Source organism: Microbacterium sp. NPDC091662, assembly GCF_044756705.1.
Taxonomy (GTDB): Bacteria; Actinomycetota; Actinomycetes; order Actinomycetales; family Microbacteriaceae; genus Microbacterium.
In genome coordinates this window covers 2,015,782-2,038,402 of the sequence record NZ_JBIVTM010000001.1, presented here as the reverse complement: position 1 = coordinate 2,038,402, position 22,621 = coordinate 2,015,782, and the positions used below count along the sequence as shown (strand labels likewise).

Genomic DNA, 22,621 nt, shown 5'->3' with positions numbered 1-22,621 from the left:
CGCACCTGACCGTGTTGCAGCGGTGGCTAGGCGCTGAGCCAGACCACCTGGGCCGCACCGTCGGGCAGTGCCGTCTCGGTGCCGTCGATGTCGACCCTGGATGCCGTGACCGTCACGGTCGATGCGACCGCCAGCCCGAGCGCTTCGAGGGCGCGCAGCAGTTCGGGGTCACGATCGTCGACGCGCAGCACCCGCCCTGCGTGTCCGACCGGTGCGTCGGCGAGCAGGACGAACGGCACGCGCTCGATGTGACCCTCGGCGTCGGGGATCGCATCGCCGTGCGGGTCGAAGCGGGGATGGCCCAGGCGTGCATCGATGCCTTCGAGCAGCCGGTCGCTGATGGTGTGCTCGAGCACCTCTGCCTCGTCGTGCACCTCGTCCCAGCCGTAGTCGAACTCCTGCACCAGCCAGGTCTCGATCAGGCGGTGCCGGCGCACCATCGCGAGGGCGCGGGCCGTGCCCGCGTCCGTCAGTCGCACCGCACCGTAGGGCACGTGCGAGACGAGGCCGGCGGCGGCGAGCTTCTTCACCATCTCGGTGACCGAAGACGGCGCGATGCCGAGCTTCGCGGCGAGCACCGAGGGAGTGATCGGCGCGTCCTGCCACTCGGTGTGCGCGTAGACGGTCTTCAGATAATCGTCAGCTGCAGGGGATGCCACCGGTCCAGCCTACGTGGTGCTCTCGCGCGCCCACGCGGTGAGTCCGTGGATCAGCGCCCGCACCCCGATCTCGAACGTGCGGCGGGCGGGGTCCGTGCTGAGTCGCGCCCTGGCGGCCTCGGCCTCGGCGAACGTCGGGAACTCCGGGGCGAGTGCGCCGGGGGCCATGTTGTCTGCGGGGGCGAGGGCATCCAGGGCGGAGCCGATGATGAACGACTCCAGCGCCACGATGGCATCCACGATCGTGTCGGTCGGCCAGCCGTCGTCCGTGAGCAGGCGCGCGATCTGCTCGTAGTCGGCGAACGAGCCCTCGTCGGCGTCGATCGGCGAGGTCGCCAGCATCACCATGGCCTCGGGGGCGGCGATCGCGGCGTCGCGGTAGCTGTGGGCCCAGGTGAGCAGGGCGGCCTCGACGGGCATCTCGTGCAGCACGGGGGAGACGAGCGCGCGGCTGACCTGCCCGCGCATGGCCCGGATCACGGCATCGCGGTTCGCGAAGTGGTGGTAGAGCGCCGAAGTGCGAACGCCCAGGGATTCCGCGAGCGCGGTCATCGTGAACTGGCGCGGTGTGCGCTGCGCGCTGAGCGCGAAAGCAGCCTTCAGGATGCGCTCCTCGGTGAGCACCTGGGTCGATGGTCGACCGACGCTGCGCGGAGATTTCGTCATCGTGCTCGATTCTGCTCAGGCGTCTGGTATTTTATTGAAACTCTTTCAATACCGAGGGATCCACTACCGATGAAGGTACAGCCATGACCGGTTTCGACGCCGACACCATTGTCACCGGCGCGCACGTGGTGACGATGGACCCGCGCCGCCCGCACGCCACCGCCTTCGCCGTGCGCGACGGCCGCTTCCTCGCCGTGGGCGACGACGCACTGGTCCGCGAACTGCGCGGGCCCCGCACCGTCATGCGCGATCTCGGCGGCGCGGCCGTGACCCCCGGCCTCATCGACGCGCACCTGCATCCGATCCAGGGGATCGAGCTGACGGCCGGAATCGACCTGGGCGGCCTGACCGCCGGCGCGGCGCTGCTTGCGGCGCTTCGCGCCGAAGCCGATCGCGCGCTCGCCGAAGACGCCGACCCGTGGGTGCGCGGCTGGAATCTCGACTACGACGTGTTCCACGAGCTGCCCATGACGGCGGATGCGATCGAGGATGCGGTGCGCGGACTTCCGGCGCTGCTGATCGTGTTCGACGGCCACACCGCTCTCGCCAGCCGCGCCGGACTCGAGCGTGCGGGCATCACCGGTGCGCGTGAGTTCGAGGACTCCTCGTGCGTCGTCGTCGATGCCGACGGTCGCCCGACCGGGGAGCTGCGCGAGCTCGGCGCCTACGAGCCCGTGCGGCTGAGCGCCCCGGCGCTGACCCGCGATCAGACCCTCGCGGTCGGCCATGATCTGCTGCGCGGCCTGCGCGACTCCGGTCTCACCGGCGGCACGATCATGGATGGCGGCTTCGCCACGCTCGCGCTGCTCGACGCCCTGGAACAGGGCCCGGGGCTGCCGATCCGCATCGTCTCGGCCATCGACCACGAGCCGGGTTTCGACGAGGAGCGGACTGCCGCCAACCTCGCGATGCGCGACCGCCGTGGTGACCGGTGGCGCGGGGGCGTGGTCAAGCTCTACGCCGACGGCGTGGTCGAGACCGGTACCGCCTGGCTGTACGAGCCGGACGCCGCCGGGGCAGGCGTGGAGCCGTTCTGGAAGGACGCGGCCTCTTACGCCCGCACCGTGCGCAGATACGCCGAGGCCGGATTCCAGGTGGCGACGCACGCGATCGGCGACCGGGCAGCGGCAGAGGTCGTCGACGCCTATCTCGCCGCCGGCGTGCGCAGCCGCTCCGGCGCACCGCACCGCATCGAGCACCTCGAGACCACGACCGACCGCGACGTGGCCCGCATCGCCGCCGCGGGGATCACCGCCTCGATGCAGCCCCTGCACATGCAGTGGCGCAAGGCCGACGGCTCGGATGACTGGTCGAGCAGGCTCGGACCCGTTCGTGCCGGTCGGGCCTGGCGCGTGCGCGATTACTGGGAGGCCGGAGCGCCCCTCGCCCTCGGGTCGGACTGGCCCATCGCGCAGAACGACGCGCGTATCGGTCTCGCGTGGTCGATGCTGCGCCGTCGTCCCGGCGCCCCCGATGCCCCGGTCTTCGAGCCCGACCAGGTGCTCACCCCGTACCAGGCGCTGCACGGCTATACCGTCGGCGCCGCCCTCGCCCAGGGTGATGCCGACCTCGGCCGCATCGCCCCCGGGTTCCGGGCCGACTACGCCGTGTGGGCGGAGAACCCGCTGCACGTCTCCCCGGACGACCTCCCCGACCTCCCCGTACAGGCGACGGTCGTCGGCGGCGTCGAGCCCTGACCCCGGGCTCGACCGCACCCGCCCGCGTTCTCCCTTCGCACTCGCACCCCCTTCGCACCCCCTTCACACTGACTTCACACTGAGGTGACTCCCATGCCTGAATTCGGCGCTCTCGCGCTCCTCCCGATCGTGGTGATCCTGATCGTCGCGGTCGCCACCAGACGCACCCTCTTCGCCCTGTTCTGCGGCACCGTCGCCGGGGCGCTGATCCTCGGTGGCTGGGGCGGCTTCGACGTCTGGGTCGAGTACACCGGCAAGGCCCTCTCCAACGAGACGGCGCAGTGGCTGCTGCTGATCGTCGCCCTGTTCGGCATCCTGATGATGCTGTTCGAGAAGTCCGGCATCGTCACCGACTTCGCGAACTGGGCCGAGCGGTTCGTCACCTCCCGTCGCAAATCGTTGGTGCTGACCTTCCTGTTGTCGGTCGTGCTGTTCGTCGACGACTACCTGAACGTGCTCACCACGGGCACGTCCATGAAGCAGGTCACCGACCGCTATCGGGTACCGCGCACGCAGCTCGGCGCGATCATGAAGATGACGGCCGCGCCGATCGCCGTCCTGATCCCGGTCTCGACGTGGGCGTTGTTCTTCTCCGGACTGTTCGAGGCGCAGGGGGTCACGGTCGGCGGCACCGGGTTCGGTGCCTACCTGCAGGCGATCCCCTTCATCTTCTTCGGCTGGGCCGCACTCGCGGTCGCGCTGCTCATGAGCATCGGCTGGCTGCCGAAGCTCGGCGTGATCAAGCGCGACACGATCCGCGCGGAACGGGACGGCGACGTCTTCCCCGTCGGCACCACCGACGACGAGCGACGGGCCGAGGGCGCGGCCCTCCTCGCGGAGCTGCGGTCGGACGACCCCGACGGCTCGACCGCACAGCGTGTCGCGACGGCGCTCGCCACCTCCACCGATGCCTCGACAGAAGCCGGGCGCAAGCCGCAGCCGTGGGGCTTCCTGATCGCCATGGCCGTTCTCGTCGGCGTGACGATCGCGACGAACGCCAACGTCGTCGCCGGCACCGCCGCGTCCCTCGCCGTGACGATCGTGATCGTGCTCGTGCAGCGACGACTCCGCATCCGCGAGGTGCTGGATGCCGCGCTCGAGGGCATTGAGAGCATGCTGTTCGTGATGATCCTGACGGTCCTCGCGTTCATGGTGCAGGAGATGAACATCACCCTGCAGCTGGCCGAGTTCGTGATCCAGGTCACCGAGCCCGTGCTCACCCCGGCGCTGCTGCCGGCGATCGTGTTCGCCGTGTGCGGCATCTATGCGTACGCGACCGGGTCCTTCTGGGATCTCGCCGCGGTGATCACCCCGGTCGTGCTCCCGCTGGCGCTGGCGCTCGGCGCCGACCCGATCCTCGCGGGCGCCGCAGTGTTCTCCGGGGCGGCGTTGGGCAGCACCACCTGCCTCTACGGCGACGGCATCATCCTCGCGTCGCGATCGATCGGCATCAAACCGATCAACCTCATGCTCGCGATCCTGCCGTATGCGGGCATCGCCGCGGGGCTGTCGTTCGTGCTCTACCTGGTGACGGGTTTCGTCACGGCGTAGGCGGGGCGGCTCGTCTCGCGACAGCGACGAGTCAGTTCGCGACGGCGACGAGGATGCCGAACGCGGCCTGGCCGGCGAAGAACAGGACGAGGAATCCGAGGAGGGCGGCGGCCAGCGAGAGCCGGCCGTCGAACCCCTCGACCTCGGCCATGCCGATCTTGCGGGCGCGGAAGGCGAGCACGAGCGTGGCGATACCCAGGGCGAGTTGCACCCACGGGCTGCCGAGCCCGATGACCGTCGGGAACGCGATCAGCAGGCCGCCGATGACGCCGGTCGCGAAGCCGATCCAGGTGAGGATGCGGACGTTGCGACGGGCGTTCTCGGCAGACATGCTTCGAGCCTATCCGGGCTCACGCTCCCGTCAGCACCAGCCAGAGCAAGGCGCCGTTGAGCGCGATCAGCAGCACGGAGGCGATGACCCCGGCCGCCGTCGTCCATCGCCGGTTCACCCAGGCCCCCAGGGTGCGGCGCTGCGCGGTGAGCACGACCAGAGGGATCAGCGCGAACGGGATGCCGAACGAGAGCACCACCTGGCTGAGGACGAGGGCGAGCGTGGGGTCGAAGCCGATGCCGAGGATCACGAGCGCGGGGATCAGCGTGACCAGTCGACGGGCGAGCAGCGGGATGCGCACGTGCAGCAGCCCGTGCATGATCTCTGCTCCCGCGTAGGCGCCCACCGAGGTCGATGCCAGTCCCGAGGCGAGCAGTCCCACGGCGAAGAAGGTCGCCACCACCGGCCCGAGTCCGGCGGCCAGGGCGGCGTGCGCGCCCTCCAGCGAGTCGGTGCCTTCGACGCCGGCGAGGTTCGCGGCGGCGAGCAGCAGGATGCAGAGATTGACGGATCCGGCGATCACCATGGCGATGGAGACATCCCAGCGGGTGGCCGTGAGCAGGCGGCGGATGCGCGAGGTCTCGGTGCGCACGGCCTCGTCGCCGGCGTGGGCGGTCGTGGCGCCGAAGCGGTCGCGGGCGAGTGAGGAGTGCGCGTAGATCGCGTGCGGCATGATCGTCGCACCGAGGATCGACGCGGCCAGCAGGACCGAGCCGGTGTCGTCGAAACGGGGGACCATCCCGCCGAGGACCCCGGCCGGGTCCGGTGGGGCGACGAACACCCCCGCGACGAATCCGATCGTGATGATCGCCATGAGGCCGATGATCACGAACTCGAACGGACGGGCGCCGCGGCGGCTCTGCACCGTGAGCAGGATCATCGAGACCGCACCCGTGATCAGGCCGCCGAGCAGCAGCGGCACGTCGAACAGGAGGTTCAGAGCGACCGCGCCGCCGATGACCTCGGCCAGGTCGGTGGCCATGGCGACGAGCTCGGCCTGCAGCCAGTAGGCGCGGCGGGTCCAGGGGCGCTTCAGTCGCGCTCCCAGCACCTCGGGAAGACTCTGCCCCGTGACGACGCCCAGCTTCGCGGAGAGGTACTGGATCAGCCACGCCATCACGTTGCCGGCGAGCACGACCCACACCAGCAGGTAGCCGTACTGTGCCCCCGCCGTCATGTTGCTGGCGACGTTGCCCGGGTCGAGGTAGGCGACGCCCGCGACGAGGGCAGGTCCCAGCAGCCACAGGCTGCGGGGGGCCCGAACCGGGGGTGCGGACTGAGTCGTCATCGAGGCGGCAGAATTTTTAGGCACACCGAAACCGTAGCGTATTTTTCGGTGTACCTAAATATCTTTCGAGTCGCGCGAATTGCCGCATATGTGGCCAGGATGGGGCCAGTTGCGCGATTCGAACGGGGATGCGACGGCGATAGCCTGGCGGGATGGATGACGCCGCCCCGCACAGCACGAGTCCCGATGCCCCCGTGGGCGCGGTGGACACGGGGTCGATCGCTCAACCCGGCTACGGCGTCGGGCCCTGGCCCGGGGGCGAGGAGGCCTGGCCCGAAGGTGCGGAGTACGACCAGGAGCTGCTGGCTTCCGGCGACACCCGCAACGTGATCGACCGTTACCGCTATTGGCGCATGGAGGCGATCGTCGCCGACCTCGACACGCAGCGGCATCCGTTCCACGTCGCGATCGAGAACTGGCAGCACGACATGAACATCGGGTCGATCGTGCGCAGCGCCAACGCGTTCCTCGCCGACACCGTGCACATCATCGGCCGCCGCCGCTGGAACAAGCGCGGGGCGATGGTCACCGACCGCTACCAGCACGTCGTCCACCATGAGGACGTCGAGACGTTCGCCGCCTGGGCCGCAGCCGAGGGGGTTCCGATCATCGCGGTCGACAACATCGAAGGGGCGGTGCCCGTCGACAGGGCCGACCTCCCGCAGCGTTGCGTGCTGCTGTTCGGTCAGGAAGGGCCGGGGCTGTCGGGCGAGGCGCTCGCCGCGGCGTCCGCGCACATCGAGATCACCCAGTACGGATCGACGCGCTCGATCAACGCGAGCGCAGCGGCCGCCGTCATCATGTACGAGTGGTGCCGGAGGTACGCGGACTGAGCCCGCACCGAGAACCCCTCGACAGGCGGTATCCGCGGGCGTAGCGTGAGTGCCGATCGAGGAGGCCGACATGGCAGGCGTCACACCCATCCGCCCGTATCTCTGGTTCGTCGACAGCGCGCAGGAGGCGATGGACTACTACGTCTCGGTGTTCCCGAACTCGTCGATCGACAGCGTGACCTTCTACCCGGACGAGAACCTCAGCGAGCACTTCGAGGGGATGACAGGCAAGGTCATCAACGGCGAGTTCACCCTGAACGGCACGCGGTTCGGCTGCATCGACGGCGGACCGGCCTTCGCCTTCAACGAGGCGATCTCGTTCGTGATCGAATGCGCCGACCAGGACGAGATCGACCACTATTGGCAGGCGCTCTCGGCCGTGCCGGAGTCGGAGGCGTGCGGCTGGTGCAAGGACCGCTTCGGCGTGAGCTGGCAGGTGATCCCCGCGGGCTTGGATCTGCTGCAGCAGCGGCCGGAGCAGATTCAGGCCCTGATGCACATGAAGAAGATCGTGATCGCGGAGCTCGAGATCGCCTGAGTCGTCGGTCGTGACGGGCGCTCGGCATGGTCACCCGCGATCGATGAGGTCACCCGCGGTCGATGCCGAAGAGATGACGATAGATCGCGTTGACGTCGCGATCGAGGTGATCGATGCGCCCGTGCACGGCGTGAATCTCCGTCCGCACGCTGGCGAACTCGCTTCTGAACTCCGTCCGCGCGCTGGCGAACTCGTTTCCGAACTCCGTCCGCACGCCCTCGAACTCTTTTCGTACGCCGTCGAACCCGTTCTGCATCATTCGCAGGAACATCGTCGAGATCAGTGTGATGGTGCCGAACATTCCCGCGGCGAAGACGCCGATCAGTGTCCAGACCTGTGGTTCCGTCATCCCCAGCATCCCTTCAGTGTCCCTCGATCTTCGTCGGGGGCGCCAGGGGTCGGCGACGTAGTATTCCGCGGATTCCTGCGGTTGTGAAGAGGTCGCGATCGTCGATGTCCGTGCAGGAACAGCCGGACGCGGCGGCGTCAGGCGGTGGCCGAAAGCCAGCGCCCTGACCGCACACGCCAGCCGAGCGTACCGAGCCGCGCGAGCAGATAGACACCGAAGAACGCGACCGCGAGCCAGATGAGCCCGGCCGATCCGTCGACCCCGGTCGCGGCGATGATCCACAACGCGGGCAGGAACGGCACCAGGTTCACGCCGCCCGCGATCGCCAGATACCGCGCGTCGTTCGCGCCCATGAGCACGCCGTCGAGCACGAACACGACACCGGCGATCGGCTGCGCGACCGCCAGAACGAGCAGCGCCGGCTGCACCAGCGCCGCGATCCCGGCGTCACCCGTGAAGACGATGCCGAGCACGCCGGAGAGCCCGGCGATCAGCCCGCCGACGATCACGCCGAACCAGGCGCCCCACGCGACGGTACGCGCCAGCACACGGTGCACCTGCTGCTCGTCTCCGGCTCCGAGCTCTTTGCCGATGAGCGCTTGCGCCGCGATCGCGAGCGCATCGAGGGCGAAGGCCGCAGCGGAGAAGATCGTGAAGACGATCTGCCACCCCGCCAGCTCGTCGGTGCCGATGCCGGTGGCGACCCCGACAGTGGCGAGCAGTGCGACACGCAGGCTCACGGTGCGCAGGAACAGCCACCCGCCCGACGTCGCGGTGTCGCGCATGCCTGCGCCCTGTGCGCGCAGCGAGGCGCTGTGCCGGGTGGCCAGGCGACGGATGACCAGTACGTAGGCGGCGACCATGCCCCACTGGGCGGTCACGGTGCCCGCCGCAGAGCCGGCGATGCCCCAGCCGAGTCCGTAGATGAACAGCCAGTTGAGAAGTGCGTTGGCGCCGAAGCCGAGTCCGGCGATCCACAGCGGCGTCATCGTGTCCTGCATGCCGCGCAGCAGGCCTGTCGCGGCGAACACGATGAGCATCGCCGGCAGGCCCCACATCGAGATGACGAGGTACTCGTTCGCCTGGGCCGCGACGGCCTCGCTCGCCCCGAACAGCGAGACCAGCCACGGCGACGACACGGCCCCGATCACCGCGAGCACGGCGCCGAGCCCGAGTGCCAGCCACATCCCGTTGATCCCGACCGAGACGGCCTCGCCCGGCTGTCCCGCTCCGAACCGTCTGGCGACCGCCGGGGTGGTCGAGTACGCCAGGAACACCATGAGGCCGACGATGGTCTGCAGGACCGCGCCCGCGATACCGAGGCCGGCGAGCGGGGTCGTCCCGAGGTGGCCTACGAGAGCCGCGTCGACGATCAGGAAGGCGGGCTCCGCGATCAGTGCGCCGAGTGCGGGGACGGCGAGCCGCAGGATCTCTCGATTGAGGGAGGCGCGCGCGGTCATCCTCCGAGCCTATGACCTGGCGCCGACCACGCCGGCTGCGACCACGATCCGGTAGGCGGCGCTAGTCGTAGGGTGGAGGGGAATTCGGATGTCACGGAGGTGCATCATGACGGATCCCCGAGAAGCGGCCGCGCGATATCTCGCGAGCAGGCAGCGCGGCGAGAGCGTGGACGGTGACGAGGAGTCGGGCACGCCGCCCGGGATCGCCGCGGCTGTCGATCGTGCCGCGTTCATCGAGACCGCCATCCAGGTGGCGATCCGTCGCGGCGAGTTCGACGATCTGCCCGGTGCGGGCAAGCCCCTCGAAGGACTCGGCACCCATCACGACCCGGACTGGTGGATCCGTCGCAAGATCGAGACCGAGAACCTGACCGGGTTGGGGCCGCCCGCCATCCTGCTGCGCACCGAGGATCGGGAGCTGGACGAACAACTCGATCTGCTGGGCCGCGAATCCGACGTACGTGACGTTCTGGAGGACTTCAACCGCCGCGTGCGCGAGGCGCGACGACAGCTCCAGGGCGGTCCTCCCGTGGTGACGTCTCCCCGTGACGTCGACGCAGAGGTGGCCGCCTGGGCGCAGCGCAGGGCGGCGCGTCCGAACGCCGCACCCGCCGATCAGCCGCGACGCCGACGCTTCCGCGTTCGGCGCCGCAGCTGATAAGGATGCGGCCGGACCGCCCACGACCGGCATCCGCGTCCCTTCCGGAAGGCTCGGCCCACCGGACGCCTCAGGCCTCCCACAGGCCGGAAGCCGCGTCGGTCGCTCCGGACCGACGCGCACGCAGCCATCCGTCCATCCCGAACCGTCCCGAGGCGGGCAGGAGGAGGACGACCGCGCAGAGCACGACCATCGCCGGGTACTGGGCGATCAGCTGATCCGCGCTCCAGTAGAGCATCAGCGTCCCGATCGACAGGAAAGCCGCGATCCTGGTCAGGAATCCCACGACCAGCAGCGCGCCGAGAGCGACCTCGAGAGCGGGCATCACCACACCGAACAGGCCGGGCGCCATCCCCATGAACGACCCGAGCGGCTCGAAGAACCACGGCACCCGAGGGTTCCCCTCCGTGCTCTGCGCCACCAGCTCGATGTCGGCCGCTCCGAATCCGGCCCGGTACTTCAGGATGCCCTCGATCAGCCAGAGCACCCCGACCGCCACCCTCGCCCCGCCGCCGAGCAGCGAGAGTGCCATGGCACCGGCTGGTCGCGATCCGATCATGAGAGCTCGGCTGCTCCGAACACGGCCTTCGCCTTGTCGCAGTGGATCACGACGTAGGAGTACTCCGAGGTGTCGATGCCGTCGAGCATGAAGGTCTGGGTGGCGGTGTCGAACGAGACGGCGTCGACGAGCATGCCCGCCGAGACGGCGGCCTCATCGGTGCCGTTCGTCAGGTAGACGTGCAGATCGGGCCCTTCGTCCGACGCGAATCCGGACAGGGCGATCTCGTCGTCGGTCACGGTGACGGTGCCGGACACCTTCTTCTCATTCAGACCCGCGAAGGTGCCCGTCTTCTCGGCCATGTCCATCTTCGTGGTCGAGGCACCGGAATCGGCACTCTGCGACGCCGACGAAGAGGGCTTGGCGTCGTCCGTCGCGGCGGGCGAGCTGCACGCCGAGAGGGCCAGGGCGAGGGTGAGGGCCGCGGTGGCGGCGAGAGCGATCTTGCGCATGAGGTTCTCCTGTTCACTGTGTGTGCGACTCTGTGCCCGGAGCGACGGATGCCGCGGCGGATCGCACTCCGATGAACGCTACGAACGCGCAGACGCCGGTGGAGAAGACCTTTCAGGACTGTAAGGAACCGGCCGGAGGCGAGCACCGCGCGACTAGTGTCGACCCCATGCAGGAGCCAACCGAGGTCGTCGTCGTCGAGGACGACCCCACGGTCAGGGAGGCGGTGGGCGCCTACCTGCGGACCCACGGCTACGCGGTCTCCAGCTTCGGCGACGGGATCTCTGCGCGGACGGCGCTGCGCGACAGCATTCCCGACGTGGTGATCGTCGACCGCATGCTCCCCGGCATCAGCGGTGACGAGCTGTGCCGTGATCTGCGCTCGTTCTCCGACGTGCCCATCATGCTGCTCACCGCTCTCGGGCAGGTGGAGGACCGCATCGAGGGGTTCGAGTTCGGCGTCGACGACTATCTCGCGAAGCCGTTCTCGCTGCGGGAGCTGCTCATGCGCGTCGGTGCGCTGGTGCGGCGCTCGCAGGTGACGCAGGCCGCGGTCGGCGAGGTGCGGGCCGGCGTGTTCGCGATCGATCCGCTCCGTCGGCGGGTGTGGGTGCGCGGCGACGAGATCGCCCTCACCGGTCGTGAGTACGACCTGCTGCACTTCCTGGTGCGCAGCGAGGGGCGCCCGCTCGGTCGCGAGGAGATCCTCCGTGAGGCCTGGGGCTGGAGCTTCGGCGAGGCCTCGACGGTCACCGTGCACGTGCGCCGGCTGCGGGAGAAGATCGAGGAGGATTCGCGAAACCCCATCCACCTGCGCACGGAGTGGGGCGTCGGATACCGCTTCTCGGCAGAGGGGGACCGCTCGTGATCATGCTCGCCGGGGCCGATGTGCTGCTGATCGTGCTGACGTGCCTGCTCGTGGCCGTGTGCGTCGCGGCGCTCACGCTCGCCCTGCTGCGGGTGCTGCGCCGTCGCTCGGTGCGCGCGCAACTGATGCTGGTCGCGAGCGCGGGGGTCGTCACGATGGCGGCCTCGGTCGTCGCGATCTCGCTGGAGATGTACATCTCGACGCACGACTTGACCGTGCTCCTCGTGGTGATCGGGGTGTCCCTGGTGCTCGGGATCATGACCGCCTGGGTGGTGGCCAGGGCGATGCGGTCGTCGTTCGATCGTCTGTCGGCATCGCTCGACGAGGTGGGCCGCGGAGGTGTGATCGTCGCCGAGCAGGGCGGATCCCGCGAACTGGACGATCTGTCGGTGCGGCTCGCCGAGGTGTCGGCGAAGGTCGATGCCGCGAATGCCGAGCTGGAGCGGCTGGACTCGGCGCGACGGCGGTTCTTCGCCTGGATCTCGCACGATCTGCGCACGCCCCTGACGGCGGTCCGTGCGCTCGCCGAGTCGATCGAAGACGGCGCGGCCGATGCTCCGGAGCGCTTCGCCGGGCAGGTGCGGGTGCAGGTGGAGACGATGAGCCGCATGGTCGACGACCTGTTCGAGCTGTCGAAGCTGACCTCGGGAGCCGTGCAACTGCAGACCCAGCAGATCGAACTGCTCGACGTGGTCTCCGATGCCGTCGCCGACGTCGCGGCAGCCGCACACCGCCACGGCGTGCGCATCGTCGAACGCGGAGTGGGCGGCCACGTGCTCTGGGCGGACCCGCATCAGCTCGGACGGATCGTCGTCAACCTGCTGACCAACGCGATCCGTCATGCACCGCGCGACACGGAGATCGTCATCTCGGCCACCGAGGTCGACCGGAACCGGCTCGTGCTCGGCATCCTCGATCACGGCGCGGGTGTCGCGGTGGAGGATCTCGACCGCATGTTCGACGTCGGTTGGCGCGAGGACGCGGCCCGCACGGCCCCGATCGATCAGGACGGTGTGGCCTCCGGGGCCGGTCTCGGCCTGTCGATCGCCCGCGGCCTCGCGCGTGCGCACGGCGGAGAGGTGTTCGCCGAGCGGACGGATGAGGGGTTCCGCATGAACGTGCTCCTGCCGTTCGCGGCGGTTCCCGCCACCGTGTGAGGGGCCTCGACGGATGCCCTCGACACGCGGGCTCTCGACACGGTGGGGGAGGCGGGTCATAGGCTGGAGCGCATGACTGACGTTCTTCCCGTGGGCCTCGCCCTTGATGAGTTCAGCTCCGACATCCGCCCGCAGGACGACCTCTATCGCCACGTGAACGGCGCCTGGCTCGCCCGCACCGAGATCCCGGGTGACAAGGCGCGCTGGGGCTCGTTCCACCTTCTCGCCGAGCAGGCCGAGAAAGACGTGCGGGCGATCATCGAGGAGTCGCAGGATGCCGAGGAGAGCACTCCCGCCCGCAAGATCGGCGACCTGTTCGCGAGCTTCATGGACACCGAGCGCATCGATGCAGCCGGGGTGACGCCGCTGACCGACACCCTCGCCGAGATCGACGCGATCGACGGCATCCCGTCGTTCCTGCGCACCGTCGGCGCCTACGACCGCGACGGCCGCGCGTCGGTCATCGGCCTGTACGTCGACGGCGATCCCGGTGACCCCGAGCGCTACATCCCGGTGCTGGTGCAGGCGGGTCTCTCGCTGCCGGACGAGAGCTACTTCCGCCTCGACACGTTCGCCGACACCCGGGCGGCGTACCGCGCGCACCTCGAGCGGCTGCTCGACCTGGCGGGTGTCGCCGATGCCGCGGTGAACGCCGACCGTGCGATCGCGCTCGAGACCGAGCTCGCAGGCCACCACTGGGACAACGTGCGTAGTCGTGACGCGGTGGCCACCTACAACCTCAAGACGTGGGAAGAGCTGCAGGCGCTCGCCGGTGTCGACCTGACCCCGTGGCGCGAGGCGGTCTCGCCGTCGAACCCCGCGGCCTTCGACGAGGTCGTCGTCTCGCAGCCCAGCTTCTTCGAGGGACTCGGCTCGCTGCTCACGCCCGAGCGTCTGGACGACTGGAAGGCGTGGTTGCGCGCCAAGGCCGTGCACGCCGCGGCTCCGTACCTGACCGACGACCTCGTGCAGGAGAACTTCTCGTTCTACGGCACCGAGCTCACCGGCGTCCCCACGATGCGTGAGCGCTGGAAGCGCGGCGTCTCGCTCACCGAGGGCGCGCTCGGCGAGGCGATCGGCAAGGTCTACGTCGAGCGGCACTACCCGCCGACGGCGAAGGCCGCGATGGATGAGCTGGTCGCACACCTGATCGAGGCCTACCGCCAGAGCATCACCGACCTCGAGTGGATGACGGCAGAGACCCGCGAGCGCGCGCTTGCCAAGCTCGATGCGTTCACCCCGAAGATCGGCCACCCCGAGGTGTGGCGCGACTACTCGAGTCTCGAGATCGACCGGGCCGACCTGTTCGGCAACGTGCGCCGGGCGTCGATCTTCGAGCACGACCGCAACGTCGACAAGGTGGGCACCCCCATCGACCGCACCGAGTGGCACATGCCGCCGCAGATGGTCAACGCGTACTACAACCCGTCGATGAACGAGATCGTGTTCCCTGCGGCGATCCTGCAGTATCCGTTCTTCGACGCCGGCCGAGATGCCGCCGCGAACTACGGGGGCATCGGGGCGGTCATCGGCCACGAGATCGGCCACGGTTTCGACGACCAGGGCAGCCGCTACGACGGCGACGGTCGCCTGCAGGACTGGTGGACGGATGCGGATCGCTCGGCGTTCGAGGAGCGCACGAAGGCGCTGATCGCGCAGTACGACGCCCTGGTCCCCGAGGGACTCGACGCCGAGCACCACGTGAACGGCGCCCTCACGATCGGCGAGAACATCGGCGACCTGGGCGGCCTCGGCATCGCGCTGAAGGCCTACGAGCTGTCGTTGGACGGCGCGGAGGCCCCGGTCATCGACGGGTACACGGGCGTGCAGCGCCTGCTGCTGTCGTGGGCGCAGGTATGGCAGCAGAAGAGCCGCGACGCCGAGACGCTGCGCCTGTTGACGATCGACCCGCACTCGCCGAACGAGTTCCGCTGCAACCAGATCGTGCGCAACATCGACGCCTTCTACGAGGCGTTCGGGGTGAGCGAGACCGACGCGCTCTGGCTGCCCGCGGCGTCGCGAGTGACCATCTGGTGACCAATCGCCCGACTCTGTGAAGCATCCCCCGGCGGTGGGGTTACGATAGCCCTGCCGCTGGGGAGCGTCTCCCCTCGGTATCCCGCACATCCACCCCCCTAAGGATCAGCGTGGGCGCTCTCGAGCCTGGTGAAGGCTTCCGCAACTCCTCGGCCCCCGAGTCCCTCGACGGTGCCCAGGAGGCATCCGGTGCGGGTCGCCGCTCGCAGCGCACCAGCCGCCGACTCCCTCGACGCGCAGCCGCCGGACGCCGCTCGTTCACGGCCACCCTCCGTTCGCTGGAGGGGCTCGTCGACTCCGGTGCGCAGGTCTCGGTGCACGTCGTCGACCTCGACAACCACGTGCACGTGTTGGCCGGCGACGACCACGTCACGATGCCGATCGCGGGCCTCGGCGTGGTGCCGCTGCTGATCGAGGTCGCCGCGGGCTTCCAGAGCGGTGCTCTCGATCCGTTCGAGATCGTCGACCGCGACAGCGTCGATGCCGTGGAGACCTCAGGGCTGTGGCGTCATCTGCACGCGCCGGCGCTGCCCTTGGAAGACCTCGCCGTGATGGCGGCGACTGCGGGTGATCCCATCGCGGTGAACGCACTTCTGCAGCGGGTCGGGCACGATCGGGTGCGCGAGCGCATCGAATCACTCGGACTGCGTCGCACCGCGCTGCTCGACCGCTTCCGCGACCGCCGCGGCCCCGACGACGCCCCGCAGGTCGCCGTGGGATCTGCGCGGGAGCTCGCGGGCCTCTTCTCCGCTCTGGTGAACTCGCAGGTGGTCGACGCCGCCGTCAGTGCGCAGGTGTCGGAGTGGCTGAGCCTGAACCAGGATCTGAGCCTGGTCGCGGCATCCACGGGTCTCGACCCGTTCGCTCACGATCACGACGCGCACGGCCTGCTGTTCGTGAACAAGACCGGCCGTGACCGCGGGGTGCGGGCCGAGGCGGGTGTGCTGGCCGGGCCTCGCGCCGGCGTCGCCTACTCGCTCATCGTGTGCTTCGACGACCTCTCGATCACGCATCGCCTGCGCGCCCACGATGCCTTCCGTGTGCTCGGAGTCGAACTCATGGAGTACACGCACTGAGCCTGTCTCCCATGGGTCTGTGTCCCCTGATCGCGCCTGTCCCGCGATCGAGCCGGCGAGAACAGGCAGTCTCGTCGGATCAGGCGGGGAGCGGCTGAATCGGCCTGATCCCGCGTGATCTCACCTGATGGCTGATGTCGCGTGATGTCGCGTGATGGCCTGATCGCGCCTGATCGCGCCTGATGCCGCCTGATCCCGCCTGATCCCGCGTGATGGCCTGATCTCGCGTGATCGCCGGATGTCGCGGGCGTCAGACGTACCGGCGGCTGTGCTCGCTAGCATCGAGGGATGCCTCGACCTGACTGGACTCCGCACCGCCGCGATGACGGCGAGCTTCTCGGGTGGATCCACCCCGACGGCGACGACTGGATCGCCGTCGATGTGCTCGGCCGCCCCGCATCCGCCCCGACCGAGTGGCTCGATGCCGAAGCGGCGCTCGAAGAGCACGGCATCGCTTGGCTCGCCGAACCGTGGATGCTGGAGGGCGAGGACGCCCGTCCGCTGCGGGTGCGCATCCTCGAAGTGACTCCCGACGAAGACGGCGCTCCCGGCCGGATCGTCGTCAAGATCGACGACTTCGGCGACATGACCCGTCCGGCCACTGCGCAGTTCATATTGTCGTGGCCGATTCCCGATCGGTTGCGCCCTCCGCATGAGGGTGATCCGGATCCGCGCACGATCTCCCGTTGACGGCCGGCGTCGACTCCCGTAGACCGGAGGGCGACCGCATCGGATGAGGAGCACTGCATGGGAATCGTCTTCAGCGACATCGCCGTCTCGGCCGACGGCTACGCGACCGGCCTGAACCAGACCGAGGAGAAGCCGTTCGGCGACGTCGACGACGGCTGGCTGCACAACTGGATGTTCGACGCGTACGAGGAGAACAAGGCGGAAGTCGACGCGATCGTCACCTCGGGCGCGACCATCATGGGTCGCAACATGTTCGGTCCAGTGCGCGGTGAATGGGACCGGGAATGGCGCGGCTGGTGGGGCCCGAACCCGCCATACCACAACCCGGTCTTCGTGCTCACGCATCACCCGCATGCGCCGATCGAGATGGAGGGCGGGACGATCTTCCATTTCGTGACGGAGGGGATCGAGGTGGCGCTCGAGAGGGCGCGGACGGTCGCCGACGATCAGGACATCTCGATCGCGGGCGGTGCGCGCACCGTGAACCAGTACCTCGCAGCGGGGCTCCTCGACGAGCTGCGCCTGCACATCACCCCGTGCATCATCGGCGCTGGGGAGCGCATCTTCGAGGGCGTATCGCCGCAGCGGCTCGAGCGGGTCTCGGTGCGCGCGACGTCCCTGGTGACGCACATCACCTACCGCCGGCTCTGACCTGTCGGGCGAAGTCCGTCTTCAGCGCGGCAGCGACGGATGCTGCTCTGTGCTGCGCTGCCTCGGGATGAAGAGCGACAGCACCACGGCGATCACTCCCGCGGCGATCGCGAGCCAGAAGCACACCTCGAACGCGGCGCGGGAGGGCACGGCGACCCCGTCGATGTCGATGCTCATCGCGGCGAGGACACCACCCATCACGGCCGACGCCCCCGACGTTCCGATCGACCGGAACAGCGCGTTCAGGCCGTTCGAGGCTCCCGTCTCGTTCGCGGGGACCGAGCGCATGATGATCATCGGCATCGCGGCGAACGTGAAGCCGATCCCGACTCCGATCAACAGGTTCGCGACCAGGACGTGCCATACCTCGCTCGACCACAGCAGCACGAACACGTAGGCGAGCACGATCGCGGTGGCGCCGACCGTGAACAGCGGGCGCGGGCCCACGGTGCGCTCCAGCCAACCCGAGAGCGGCGAGATCACCATCATCACCAGACCCGCGGGCATGATCACGAGCGATGCAGCGACCATGTCGAGGCCGAAGCCGCCCCCGATCGCCGGCGCCTCGAGCATCTGCGGGAACGTCACGTTCGAGGCGAAGAGCGCGAACCCCATGCCGATCGCGGCGATGTTCGTGAACAGCACGGCGGGCCGCGCGGCGACGCGGAGGTCGAGTAGCGGGTCCTTCGTGCGCAACTGGTACCAGCCCCACACCAGGAGCACCGCGAGCCCGCCGATGATGCAGGTGAGCGTCAGCGGCGAGGTCCACCCCCACTGCGCGCCTCGCGAGACGAAGAGCAGCATGCCGGTGAGGCCGATCGCGAGGCCGACGGCGCCGATCACGTCGAGTCGACCGGGAGAGCGCAGCACGTCTTCGGGGATCACTGCCAGCACCAGAGCGAGGCCGATGACGCCGAGAGCGGCGGCGAGCCAGAAGAGCATGTGCCAGTCGGCGTTCTGCGCGAGAAGGGCCGCCACCGGCATTCCGATCGCGCCGCCGACGCCCATGGTGGCGCTCATCAGGGCCACGGCGGTGCCCAGCCGTTCGGGCGGCAGCACGTCGCGCATGATCGCGATGCCGAGCGGGACGACGCCCGTCACGGCCCCCTGCAGCGCACGGCCGATGATCACGCCGACGATCGAACCGGAGACGGCGGCGATCACGGAGCCGAGGATCAGGATCGCGAGCAATGCGATCACGACCCGGCGCTTGCCGTACATGTCACCGAGGCGGCCGGATATCGGGGTGGCGACCGCCGCGACGAGAAGAGTGATCGTGACGACCCAGGTCGTGTCCTCGCGTGAGGCGTTCAGCAGTTGCGGCAGCTCGGCCTGCAGTGGCACGACCAGGGTGAACATGAACGAGGAGCACAGCCCCGCGAAGGCGAGCACCGCGACGATCGCCCACTTCGGTGGGGTCCGGGAGAGGCGCTTCCTGGCTCTGTCATCACTCGCACCCACCGGCTCAGGCTATCGGCGATCGAACGGTGCGGGGCCGTCCGGCGCTGGCTAGCATGTGCTCATGGCCACGAGCAGCGTCGCTCCGGACGATCCCGCCGCCCACCGCGGCATCTCCCGGCGCACCCAGTCCGAGATCTACCGCGCCGGCATCAGCGGCACGAGGCCCGCGGTGCCGATCGATCCCGTCGGCCTGAAAGCGGCGGCTCGCAAGGCCCTGAGCGCTGAGGCCTTCGCCTACATCGCCGGTGGGGCGGGTTCCGAGCGCACCATGACGGCCAATCGCCGCGCCTTCGAGCGCTGGCAGGTGTGGCCGCGGCCGTTGCGCGACGTCTCGACCCGCGAGCTCGGCGTGGAGTTCCTCGGGAAGAGGCGTGCGACCCCGCTGCTGCTCGCACCGCTCGGGGTGATGGAGATGGCACACGCGGATGCCGACCTCGCGGTCGCACGGGCCGCGGCCTCTCTCGGCGTTCCGTACACGCTCTCGAACCAGGCGTCCTTCCCGATGGAGCAGGTGGCGGATGCCGCGCCAGGGGGCTCGCGGCTGTTCCAGCTCTACTGGTCCGCGTCCGACGACCTCAACCGGTCACTGCTCGCCCGCGCCGAGGCATCCGGATGCGAGGCGATCGTGGTGACCCTCGACACGCACCTGCTCGGCTGGCGCACGCGCGACCTCGATCTGGCCTATCTGCCCTTCACCCGGGGCATGGGGATCGCGCAGTACACGAGCGATCCGGTGTTCCAGAAGCTGGTGCGGGAGCGTGCCGCCGCTTCGAAGCGCGATGCGCCGGGCGTCAGGGTCACCCCCAAGGCGGTCGCCGCAGCCCTCACGATCGCGCGGAAGGGCGCGCCGCTCACGGGCGGCGGCTCGGCGATCGACAACCTCCGCTCCCCGCTGCCGAGGGCTGCGGTCGAGACCTTCCTCGACATCTTCTCCACTCCGGCGCTCACCTGGGGCGACCTCGGGAAGGCCCGCGAATGGACGAGCCTGCCGATCATCCTCAAGGGCATCGTGCACCCCGACGACGCGCAGGCCGCCCTCGACGCCGGGATGGACGGCATCTGGATCTCGAACCACGGCGGCCGTCAGATCGACCAGTCCGTGCCGACGCTCGATGTGCTGCCCGCGATCGCCGAGCGCGTGGCGGGCCGTGTGCCGGTCGTCTTCGACTCCGGAGTGCGTGGCGGAGCGGACGCCGCGATCGCCCTCGCACTCGGTGCCACCGTCGTGGCGCTCGGACGGCCCTATGCGTACGGGCTCGGCATCGCCGGCGAGACCGGGGTGCGCGAGGTCGTGCGCAACGTGCTGGCCGAGCTCGACATCACACTCGGGCTCGCGGGCCTGACCTCGATCCCGCAGCTCGATCGCGACGCGCTGCGGAAGGTCTGATCGCGGTTCCGATTCCTCGAACGGGCCGAGGAGGGGCAGACTGGGTGCGTGCGAACCATCCGTGACCTCGACACCGTTGAACTCATCCTCGACGCGCAGGGCCTGCTCGACTCCATCCGGGGTCCGCAGCGCGTGGTGGATGCCGGAACCCTGCGTGCCCTGCAGCAGTCGGGCAACTACGTCGTCGGCTTCTTCGACGGCGAAGGCGACGACGAGCGCATGGTCGGTGCATCCATAGCCTTCTTCGGCGAGCCCGCGCGCCGTGCGATGCACTCGCACATCACCGCCCTGCTTCCCGAGTACCGCGGTCGCGGCTGGGGTCGCGAGCTCAAGGAGCACCAGCGCCAGTGGGCGTTCTCCCGCGATGTCGGCCGCATCACATGGGTGTTCGATCCGCTCGTGGCGCGCAACGCGCACTTCTTCTTCACCGTCCTGGGCGCGCGCGCCACCGGCTACTCGGTCAACCGCTACGGCATCTTCGGCGGCGGCGACGCGGGCGATGAGAGCGACCGCCTCGATGTCGAGTGGGCGCTTGCCGACATCGCCAAGCCTCCGGCCGATGACGCGGTGGTCGAGACTCTCGAGATCCCCGCCGACATCGAGGCGCTGCGCATCTCCGATCCGGCCGCCGCTCATGAATGGCGTCTCCGTCTGCGTGCGCAGATGGAGGGTCTGCTCGGCAGCGGGCTCACCATCGCCGGGTACGACAACGCGCGCGGCTACCTCTTCACCGCCTGAGGATCCGCTTCACCGCCTGAGCCCGCGGCGGGGTGGGCTCAGCGCACCCCGCGCATGAGCTTCAGCACGGGCTTCACGCTCAGCAGCAGTCCGATGCCGACCACGATGGCGATGCCACCGAGGATCGAGAAGAACGGCACCTCGTCGTCGGGGTTGTAGAACTGCACGAGCCAGCCGGAGATCGCCGTGCCCAGTGCGATCGACAGGAAGAACAGCGCGACCATCTGGGTTCGGAAAACGGTCGGTGCGAGCTTGGTGGCGGCCGAGAGCCCGACCGGCGAGATGAGCAGTTCCGCGACCGTGAACACGAAGAGGATCCCGACGATCGCGAGCAGTGGCGTGGAGTTCGCTCCTCCGCCGGCGAACGGCAGGAAGAGCAGGAATGCCGAGCCCATGATGATCGCGGCCAGCGCGAACTTCACCGGGGTCGACGGCTGGCGCTTTCCGAGCTTGGTCCAGATCGCCGCGAAGACACCGGACAGGATGATGATGAACACCGGGTTGATGGACTGCACCCACGACACCGGCATCTCCCATCCGAAGAGATTCCGGTCCAGGCGCTGGTCGGAGTAGATCGTCAGCACGGTGAACTGCTGCTGGTACAGCGACCAGAATGCGACACTCGTGATGAACAGCGGCAGGAACGCCCATACCCGGGAGCGTTCGGTGGCGTCGATGCGGCGGCTGCCGAGGATCACCGAGAAGTAGGCGACGGCGGCGACGATCGTGACGCCGATCACCAGCGTGGCCAGGTTGTCGGGCCGGATCACGCCGATGAGCACCAGGACGGCGATGAGCACGACCGCGGCGCCGGCGATGATTCCGACCAACAGGTAGCGCGACTTCGGGAGCGGGTTCGGCACCTCCCGCGCCGAGGCGGGTAGCGACTTGCGACCGAACGCGTACTGGATGAGTCCCAGCGTCATCCCGATGGCCGCGAGCCCGAAGCCGTAGTGGAAGCCGAGCGAGGACTGCAGGATGCCGGTGAGGATCGGACCCAGGAACGCGCCGAGGTTGATGCCGAGGTAGAACAGCGAGAAACCGGCGTCCCGTCGCGGGTCGTCGGCGCTGTAGAGGCTGCCCACGACCGATGTCGCATTCGCCTTGAGCCCGCCGGATCCGAGCGCGACGAGCACGAGGCCGACCCCGACGCCGACCGCGCCGGGGAGCAGAGCGAGGGCGAGGTGGCCCGCCACGATCACCATCGCGCTGACGAACAGCACCCGCTCCGCCCCGAACAGGCGATCCGCGAGCCAGGCGCCCAGGATCGTCGAGAGGTAGACCGACCCTCCGTAGGCGCCCACGATGCCGCCCGCGATCGCCTTGGGGATGCCGAGGCCGCCTTCGGTCAGCGAGAAGTACAGGTAGATGAGCAGGATGCCCTGCATGCCGTAGAAGCTGAAGCGCTCCCACATCTCCACGCCGAAGATGTGCACCAGGGCCCACGGCTGCCCGAAGAACCGGGTGTCGTCGTCGCGGGTCCGCGGTGTTCGCGCTGCAGTGCTCATCCCCAGGAC

Annotated in this window: 23 protein-coding genes; 13 read left to right on the top strand and 10 right to left on the bottom strand. The window is 69.2% G+C overall.

From position 1 onward, the window contains the following. Positions 1-26: 26 nt before the first annotated feature. Both ACIQLD_RS09995 and ACIQLD_RS09990 read right to left on the bottom strand, forming a co-directional pair. Complete coding sequence (locus tag ACIQLD_RS09995) at positions 27-659, bottom strand: metal-dependent transcriptional regulator (RefSeq protein ID WP_402607862.1); 633 nt, start codon at positions 657-659, stop codon at positions 27-29. Positions 660-668: 9 nt separating this feature from the next. Then, positions 669-1,325, bottom strand: coding sequence for a TetR/AcrR family transcriptional regulator (locus tag ACIQLD_RS09990; protein WP_402607861.1), 657 nt, complete (start codon positions 1,323-1,325; stop codon positions 669-671). Between the two features lie 83 nt (positions 1,326-1,408). On the opposite strand from ACIQLD_RS09990, the gene ACIQLD_RS09985 reads away from it, so the two are divergent. Together ACIQLD_RS09985 and ACIQLD_RS09980 are read left to right on the top strand one after the other, a co-directional pair. After that, positions 1,409-3,022: an amidohydrolase gene (locus tag ACIQLD_RS09985; RefSeq protein WP_402607860.1), complete on the top strand. Its 1,614-nt coding sequence runs from the start codon at positions 1,409-1,411 to the stop codon at positions 3,020-3,022. Positions 3,023-3,115: 93 nt separating this feature from the next. Then, positions 3,116-4,573, top strand: coding sequence for a Na+/H+ antiporter NhaC family protein (locus ACIQLD_RS09980; protein ID WP_402607859.1), 1,458 nt, complete (start codon positions 3,116-3,118; stop codon positions 4,571-4,573). Between the two features lie 31 nt (positions 4,574-4,604). On the opposite strand, the gene ACIQLD_RS09975 is transcribed toward ACIQLD_RS09980, so the two are convergent. Further along, on the bottom strand, positions 4,605-4,904 hold the full coding sequence (locus ACIQLD_RS09975) for a hypothetical protein (RefSeq protein WP_402607858.1): 300 nt from the start codon (positions 4,902-4,904) through the stop codon (positions 4,605-4,607). A 19-nt stretch (positions 4,905-4,923) separates the two neighbouring features. Further along, on the bottom strand, positions 4,924-6,192 hold the full coding sequence (locus tag ACIQLD_RS09970) for an Nramp family divalent metal transporter (RefSeq protein WP_402607857.1): 1,269 nt from the start codon (positions 6,190-6,192) through the stop codon (positions 4,924-4,926). 152 nt (positions 6,193-6,344) lie between these two features. Between ACIQLD_RS09970 and ACIQLD_RS09965 the strand changes: the two genes are divergently transcribed. Beyond that, complete coding sequence (locus tag ACIQLD_RS09965; RefSeq protein ID WP_402607856.1) at positions 6,345-7,025, top strand: TrmH family RNA methyltransferase; 681 nt, start codon at positions 6,345-6,347, stop codon at positions 7,023-7,025. A gap of 70 nt (positions 7,026-7,095) precedes the next feature. After that, positions 7,096-7,563, top strand: a complete 468-nt coding sequence (locus tag ACIQLD_RS09960; RefSeq protein WP_402607855.1) for a VOC family protein — start codon at positions 7,096-7,098, stop codon at positions 7,561-7,563. A 49-nt stretch (positions 7,564-7,612) separates the two neighbouring features. Here the strand turns inward: ACIQLD_RS09960 and ACIQLD_RS09955 are convergent, their stop codons facing one another. After that, positions 7,613-7,912, bottom strand: coding sequence for a hypothetical protein (locus tag ACIQLD_RS09955; RefSeq protein WP_402607854.1), 300 nt, complete (start codon positions 7,910-7,912; stop codon positions 7,613-7,615). Positions 7,913-8,049: 137 nt separating this feature from the next. Next, a complete protein-coding gene (locus ACIQLD_RS09950) occupies positions 8,050-9,372 on the bottom strand; it encodes an MATE family efflux transporter (protein WP_402607853.1) in 1,323 nt (440 codons plus the stop codon). Positions 9,373-9,478: 106 nt separating this feature from the next. Here ACIQLD_RS09950 and ACIQLD_RS09945 point away from each other — a divergent pair, with 106 nt between their 5' ends. Further along, the gene (locus tag ACIQLD_RS09945) at positions 9,479-10,030 is read left to right on the top strand and encodes a DUF1992 domain-containing protein (RefSeq protein ID WP_402607852.1); all 552 of its coding nucleotides are present in this window, start codon (positions 9,479-9,481) and stop codon (positions 10,028-10,030) included. Between the two features lie 70 nt (positions 10,031-10,100). Here the strand turns inward: ACIQLD_RS09945 and ACIQLD_RS09940 are convergent, their stop codons facing one another. After that, positions 10,101-10,562 carry a DoxX family membrane protein gene (locus ACIQLD_RS09940; RefSeq protein ID WP_402607851.1) on the bottom strand — a complete coding sequence of 154 codons (462 nt, stop codon included), beginning with the start codon at positions 10,560-10,562 and terminating at the stop codon, positions 10,101-10,103. Positions 10,563-10,585: 23 nt separating this feature from the next. Continuing rightward, positions 10,586-11,041 carry a DM13 domain-containing protein gene (locus ACIQLD_RS09935; RefSeq protein WP_402607850.1) on the bottom strand — a complete coding sequence of 152 codons (456 nt, stop codon included), beginning with the start codon at positions 11,039-11,041 and terminating at the stop codon, positions 10,586-10,588. Positions 11,042-11,208: 167 nt separating this feature from the next. Between ACIQLD_RS09935 and ACIQLD_RS09930 the strand changes: the two genes are divergently transcribed. The 6 genes from ACIQLD_RS09930 (at position 11,209) to ACIQLD_RS09905 (ending at position 17,518) form a co-directional block, all read left to right on the top strand. Next, positions 11,209-11,907, top strand: coding sequence for a response regulator transcription factor (locus ACIQLD_RS09930; protein WP_402607849.1), 699 nt, complete (start codon positions 11,209-11,211; stop codon positions 11,905-11,907). Between the two features lie 2 nt (positions 11,908-11,909). Beyond that, the gene (locus ACIQLD_RS09925) at positions 11,910-13,064 is read left to right on the top strand and encodes a sensor histidine kinase (RefSeq protein ID WP_402608517.1); all 1,155 of its coding nucleotides are present in this window, start codon (positions 11,910-11,912) and stop codon (positions 13,062-13,064) included. 72 nt (positions 13,065-13,136) lie between these two features. Continuing rightward, a complete protein-coding gene (locus ACIQLD_RS09920) occupies positions 13,137-15,101 on the top strand; it encodes a M13 family metallopeptidase (RefSeq protein WP_402607848.1) in 1,965 nt (654 codons plus the stop codon). A gap of 110 nt (positions 15,102-15,211) precedes the next feature. Continuing rightward, entirely contained in the window at positions 15,212-16,177 is a 966-nt protein-coding gene (locus ACIQLD_RS09915) for a serine hydrolase (RefSeq protein WP_402607847.1), read from the top strand. A 288-nt stretch (positions 16,178-16,465) separates the two neighbouring features. Next, entirely contained in the window at positions 16,466-16,867 is a 402-nt protein-coding gene (locus ACIQLD_RS09910; protein WP_402607846.1) for a hypothetical protein, read from the top strand. Positions 16,868-16,924: 57 nt separating this feature from the next. Further along, entirely contained in the window at positions 16,925-17,518 is a 594-nt protein-coding gene (locus ACIQLD_RS09905; protein WP_402607845.1) for a dihydrofolate reductase family protein, read from the top strand. A gap of 21 nt (positions 17,519-17,539) precedes the next feature. Here the strand turns inward: ACIQLD_RS09905 and ACIQLD_RS09900 are convergent, their stop codons facing one another. Further along, positions 17,540-18,979, bottom strand: a complete 1,440-nt coding sequence (locus ACIQLD_RS09900; protein ID WP_402607844.1) for an MFS transporter — start codon at positions 18,977-18,979, stop codon at positions 17,540-17,542. Between the two features lie 61 nt (positions 18,980-19,040). Here ACIQLD_RS09900 and ACIQLD_RS09895 point away from each other — a divergent pair, with 61 nt between their 5' ends. Then, a complete protein-coding gene (locus ACIQLD_RS09895) occupies positions 19,041-20,366 on the top strand; it encodes an alpha-hydroxy-acid oxidizing protein (protein WP_402607843.1) in 1,326 nt (441 codons plus the stop codon). 48 nt (positions 20,367-20,414) lie between these two features. Continuing rightward, entirely contained in the window at positions 20,415-21,104 is a 690-nt protein-coding gene (locus tag ACIQLD_RS09890; RefSeq protein ID WP_402607842.1) for a GNAT family N-acetyltransferase, read from the top strand. A 38-nt stretch (positions 21,105-21,142) separates the two neighbouring features. Here ACIQLD_RS09890 and ACIQLD_RS09885 read toward each other — a convergent pair whose 3' ends face one another. Continuing rightward, positions 21,143-22,612 (bottom strand): peptide MFS transporter, encoded by a 1,470-nt coding sequence (locus ACIQLD_RS09885; RefSeq protein ID WP_402607841.1) that lies wholly within the window; start codon positions 22,610-22,612, stop codon positions 21,143-21,145. Positions 22,613-22,621: the final 9 nt, after the last annotated feature.

Coding starts and splice junctions, on each gene's coding strand:
- ACIQLD_RS09990 (WP_402607861.1), bottom strand. CDS start 1,325: ATGACGAAATCTCCGCGCAGCGTCGGTCGACCATCGACCCAGGTGCTC.
- ACIQLD_RS09985 (WP_402607860.1), top strand. CDS start 1,409: ATGACCGGTTTCGACGCCGACACCATTGTCACCGGCGCGCACGTGGTG.
- ACIQLD_RS09980 (WP_402607859.1), top strand. CDS start 3,116: ATGCCTGAATTCGGCGCTCTCGCGCTCCTCCCGATCGTGGTGATCCTG.
- ACIQLD_RS09975 (WP_402607858.1), bottom strand. CDS start 4,904: ATGTCTGCCGAGAACGCCCGTCGCAACGTCCGCATCCTCACCTGGATC.
- ACIQLD_RS09970 (WP_402607857.1), bottom strand. CDS start 6,192: ATGACGACTCAGTCCGCACCCCCGGTTCGGGCCCCCCGCAGCCTGTGG.
- ACIQLD_RS09965 (WP_402607856.1), top strand. CDS start 6,345: ATGGATGACGCCGCCCCGCACAGCACGAGTCCCGATGCCCCCGTGGGC.
- ACIQLD_RS09960 (WP_402607855.1), top strand. CDS start 7,096: ATGGCAGGCGTCACACCCATCCGCCCGTATCTCTGGTTCGTCGACAGC.
- ACIQLD_RS09955 (WP_402607854.1), bottom strand. CDS start 7,912: ATGACGGAACCACAGGTCTGGACACTGATCGGCGTCTTCGCCGCGGGA.
- ACIQLD_RS09950 (WP_402607853.1), bottom strand. CDS start 9,372: ATGACCGCGCGCGCCTCCCTCAATCGAGAGATCCTGCGGCTCGCCGTC.
- ACIQLD_RS09945 (WP_402607852.1), top strand. CDS start 9,479: ATGACGGATCCCCGAGAAGCGGCCGCGCGATATCTCGCGAGCAGGCAG.
- ACIQLD_RS09940 (WP_402607851.1), bottom strand. CDS start 10,562: ATGGCACTCTCGCTGCTCGGCGGCGGGGCGAGGGTGGCGGTCGGGGTG.
- ACIQLD_RS09935 (WP_402607850.1), bottom strand. CDS start 11,041: ATGCGCAAGATCGCTCTCGCCGCCACCGCGGCCCTCACCCTCGCCCTG.
- ACIQLD_RS09930 (WP_402607849.1), top strand. CDS start 11,209: ATGCAGGAGCCAACCGAGGTCGTCGTCGTCGAGGACGACCCCACGGTC.
- ACIQLD_RS09925 (WP_402608517.1), top strand. CDS start 11,910: ATGCTCGCCGGGGCCGATGTGCTGCTGATCGTGCTGACGTGCCTGCTC.
- ACIQLD_RS09920 (WP_402607848.1), top strand. CDS start 13,137: ATGACTGACGTTCTTCCCGTGGGCCTCGCCCTTGATGAGTTCAGCTCC.
- ACIQLD_RS09910 (WP_402607846.1), top strand. CDS start 16,466: ATGCCTCGACCTGACTGGACTCCGCACCGCCGCGATGACGGCGAGCTT.
- ACIQLD_RS09905 (WP_402607845.1), top strand. CDS start 16,925: ATGGGAATCGTCTTCAGCGACATCGCCGTCTCGGCCGACGGCTACGCG.
- ACIQLD_RS09895 (WP_402607843.1), top strand. CDS start 19,041: ATGGCCACGAGCAGCGTCGCTCCGGACGATCCCGCCGCCCACCGCGGC.
- ACIQLD_RS09885 (WP_402607841.1), bottom strand. CDS start 22,612: ATGAGCACTGCAGCGCGAACACCGCGGACCCGCGACGACGACACCCGG.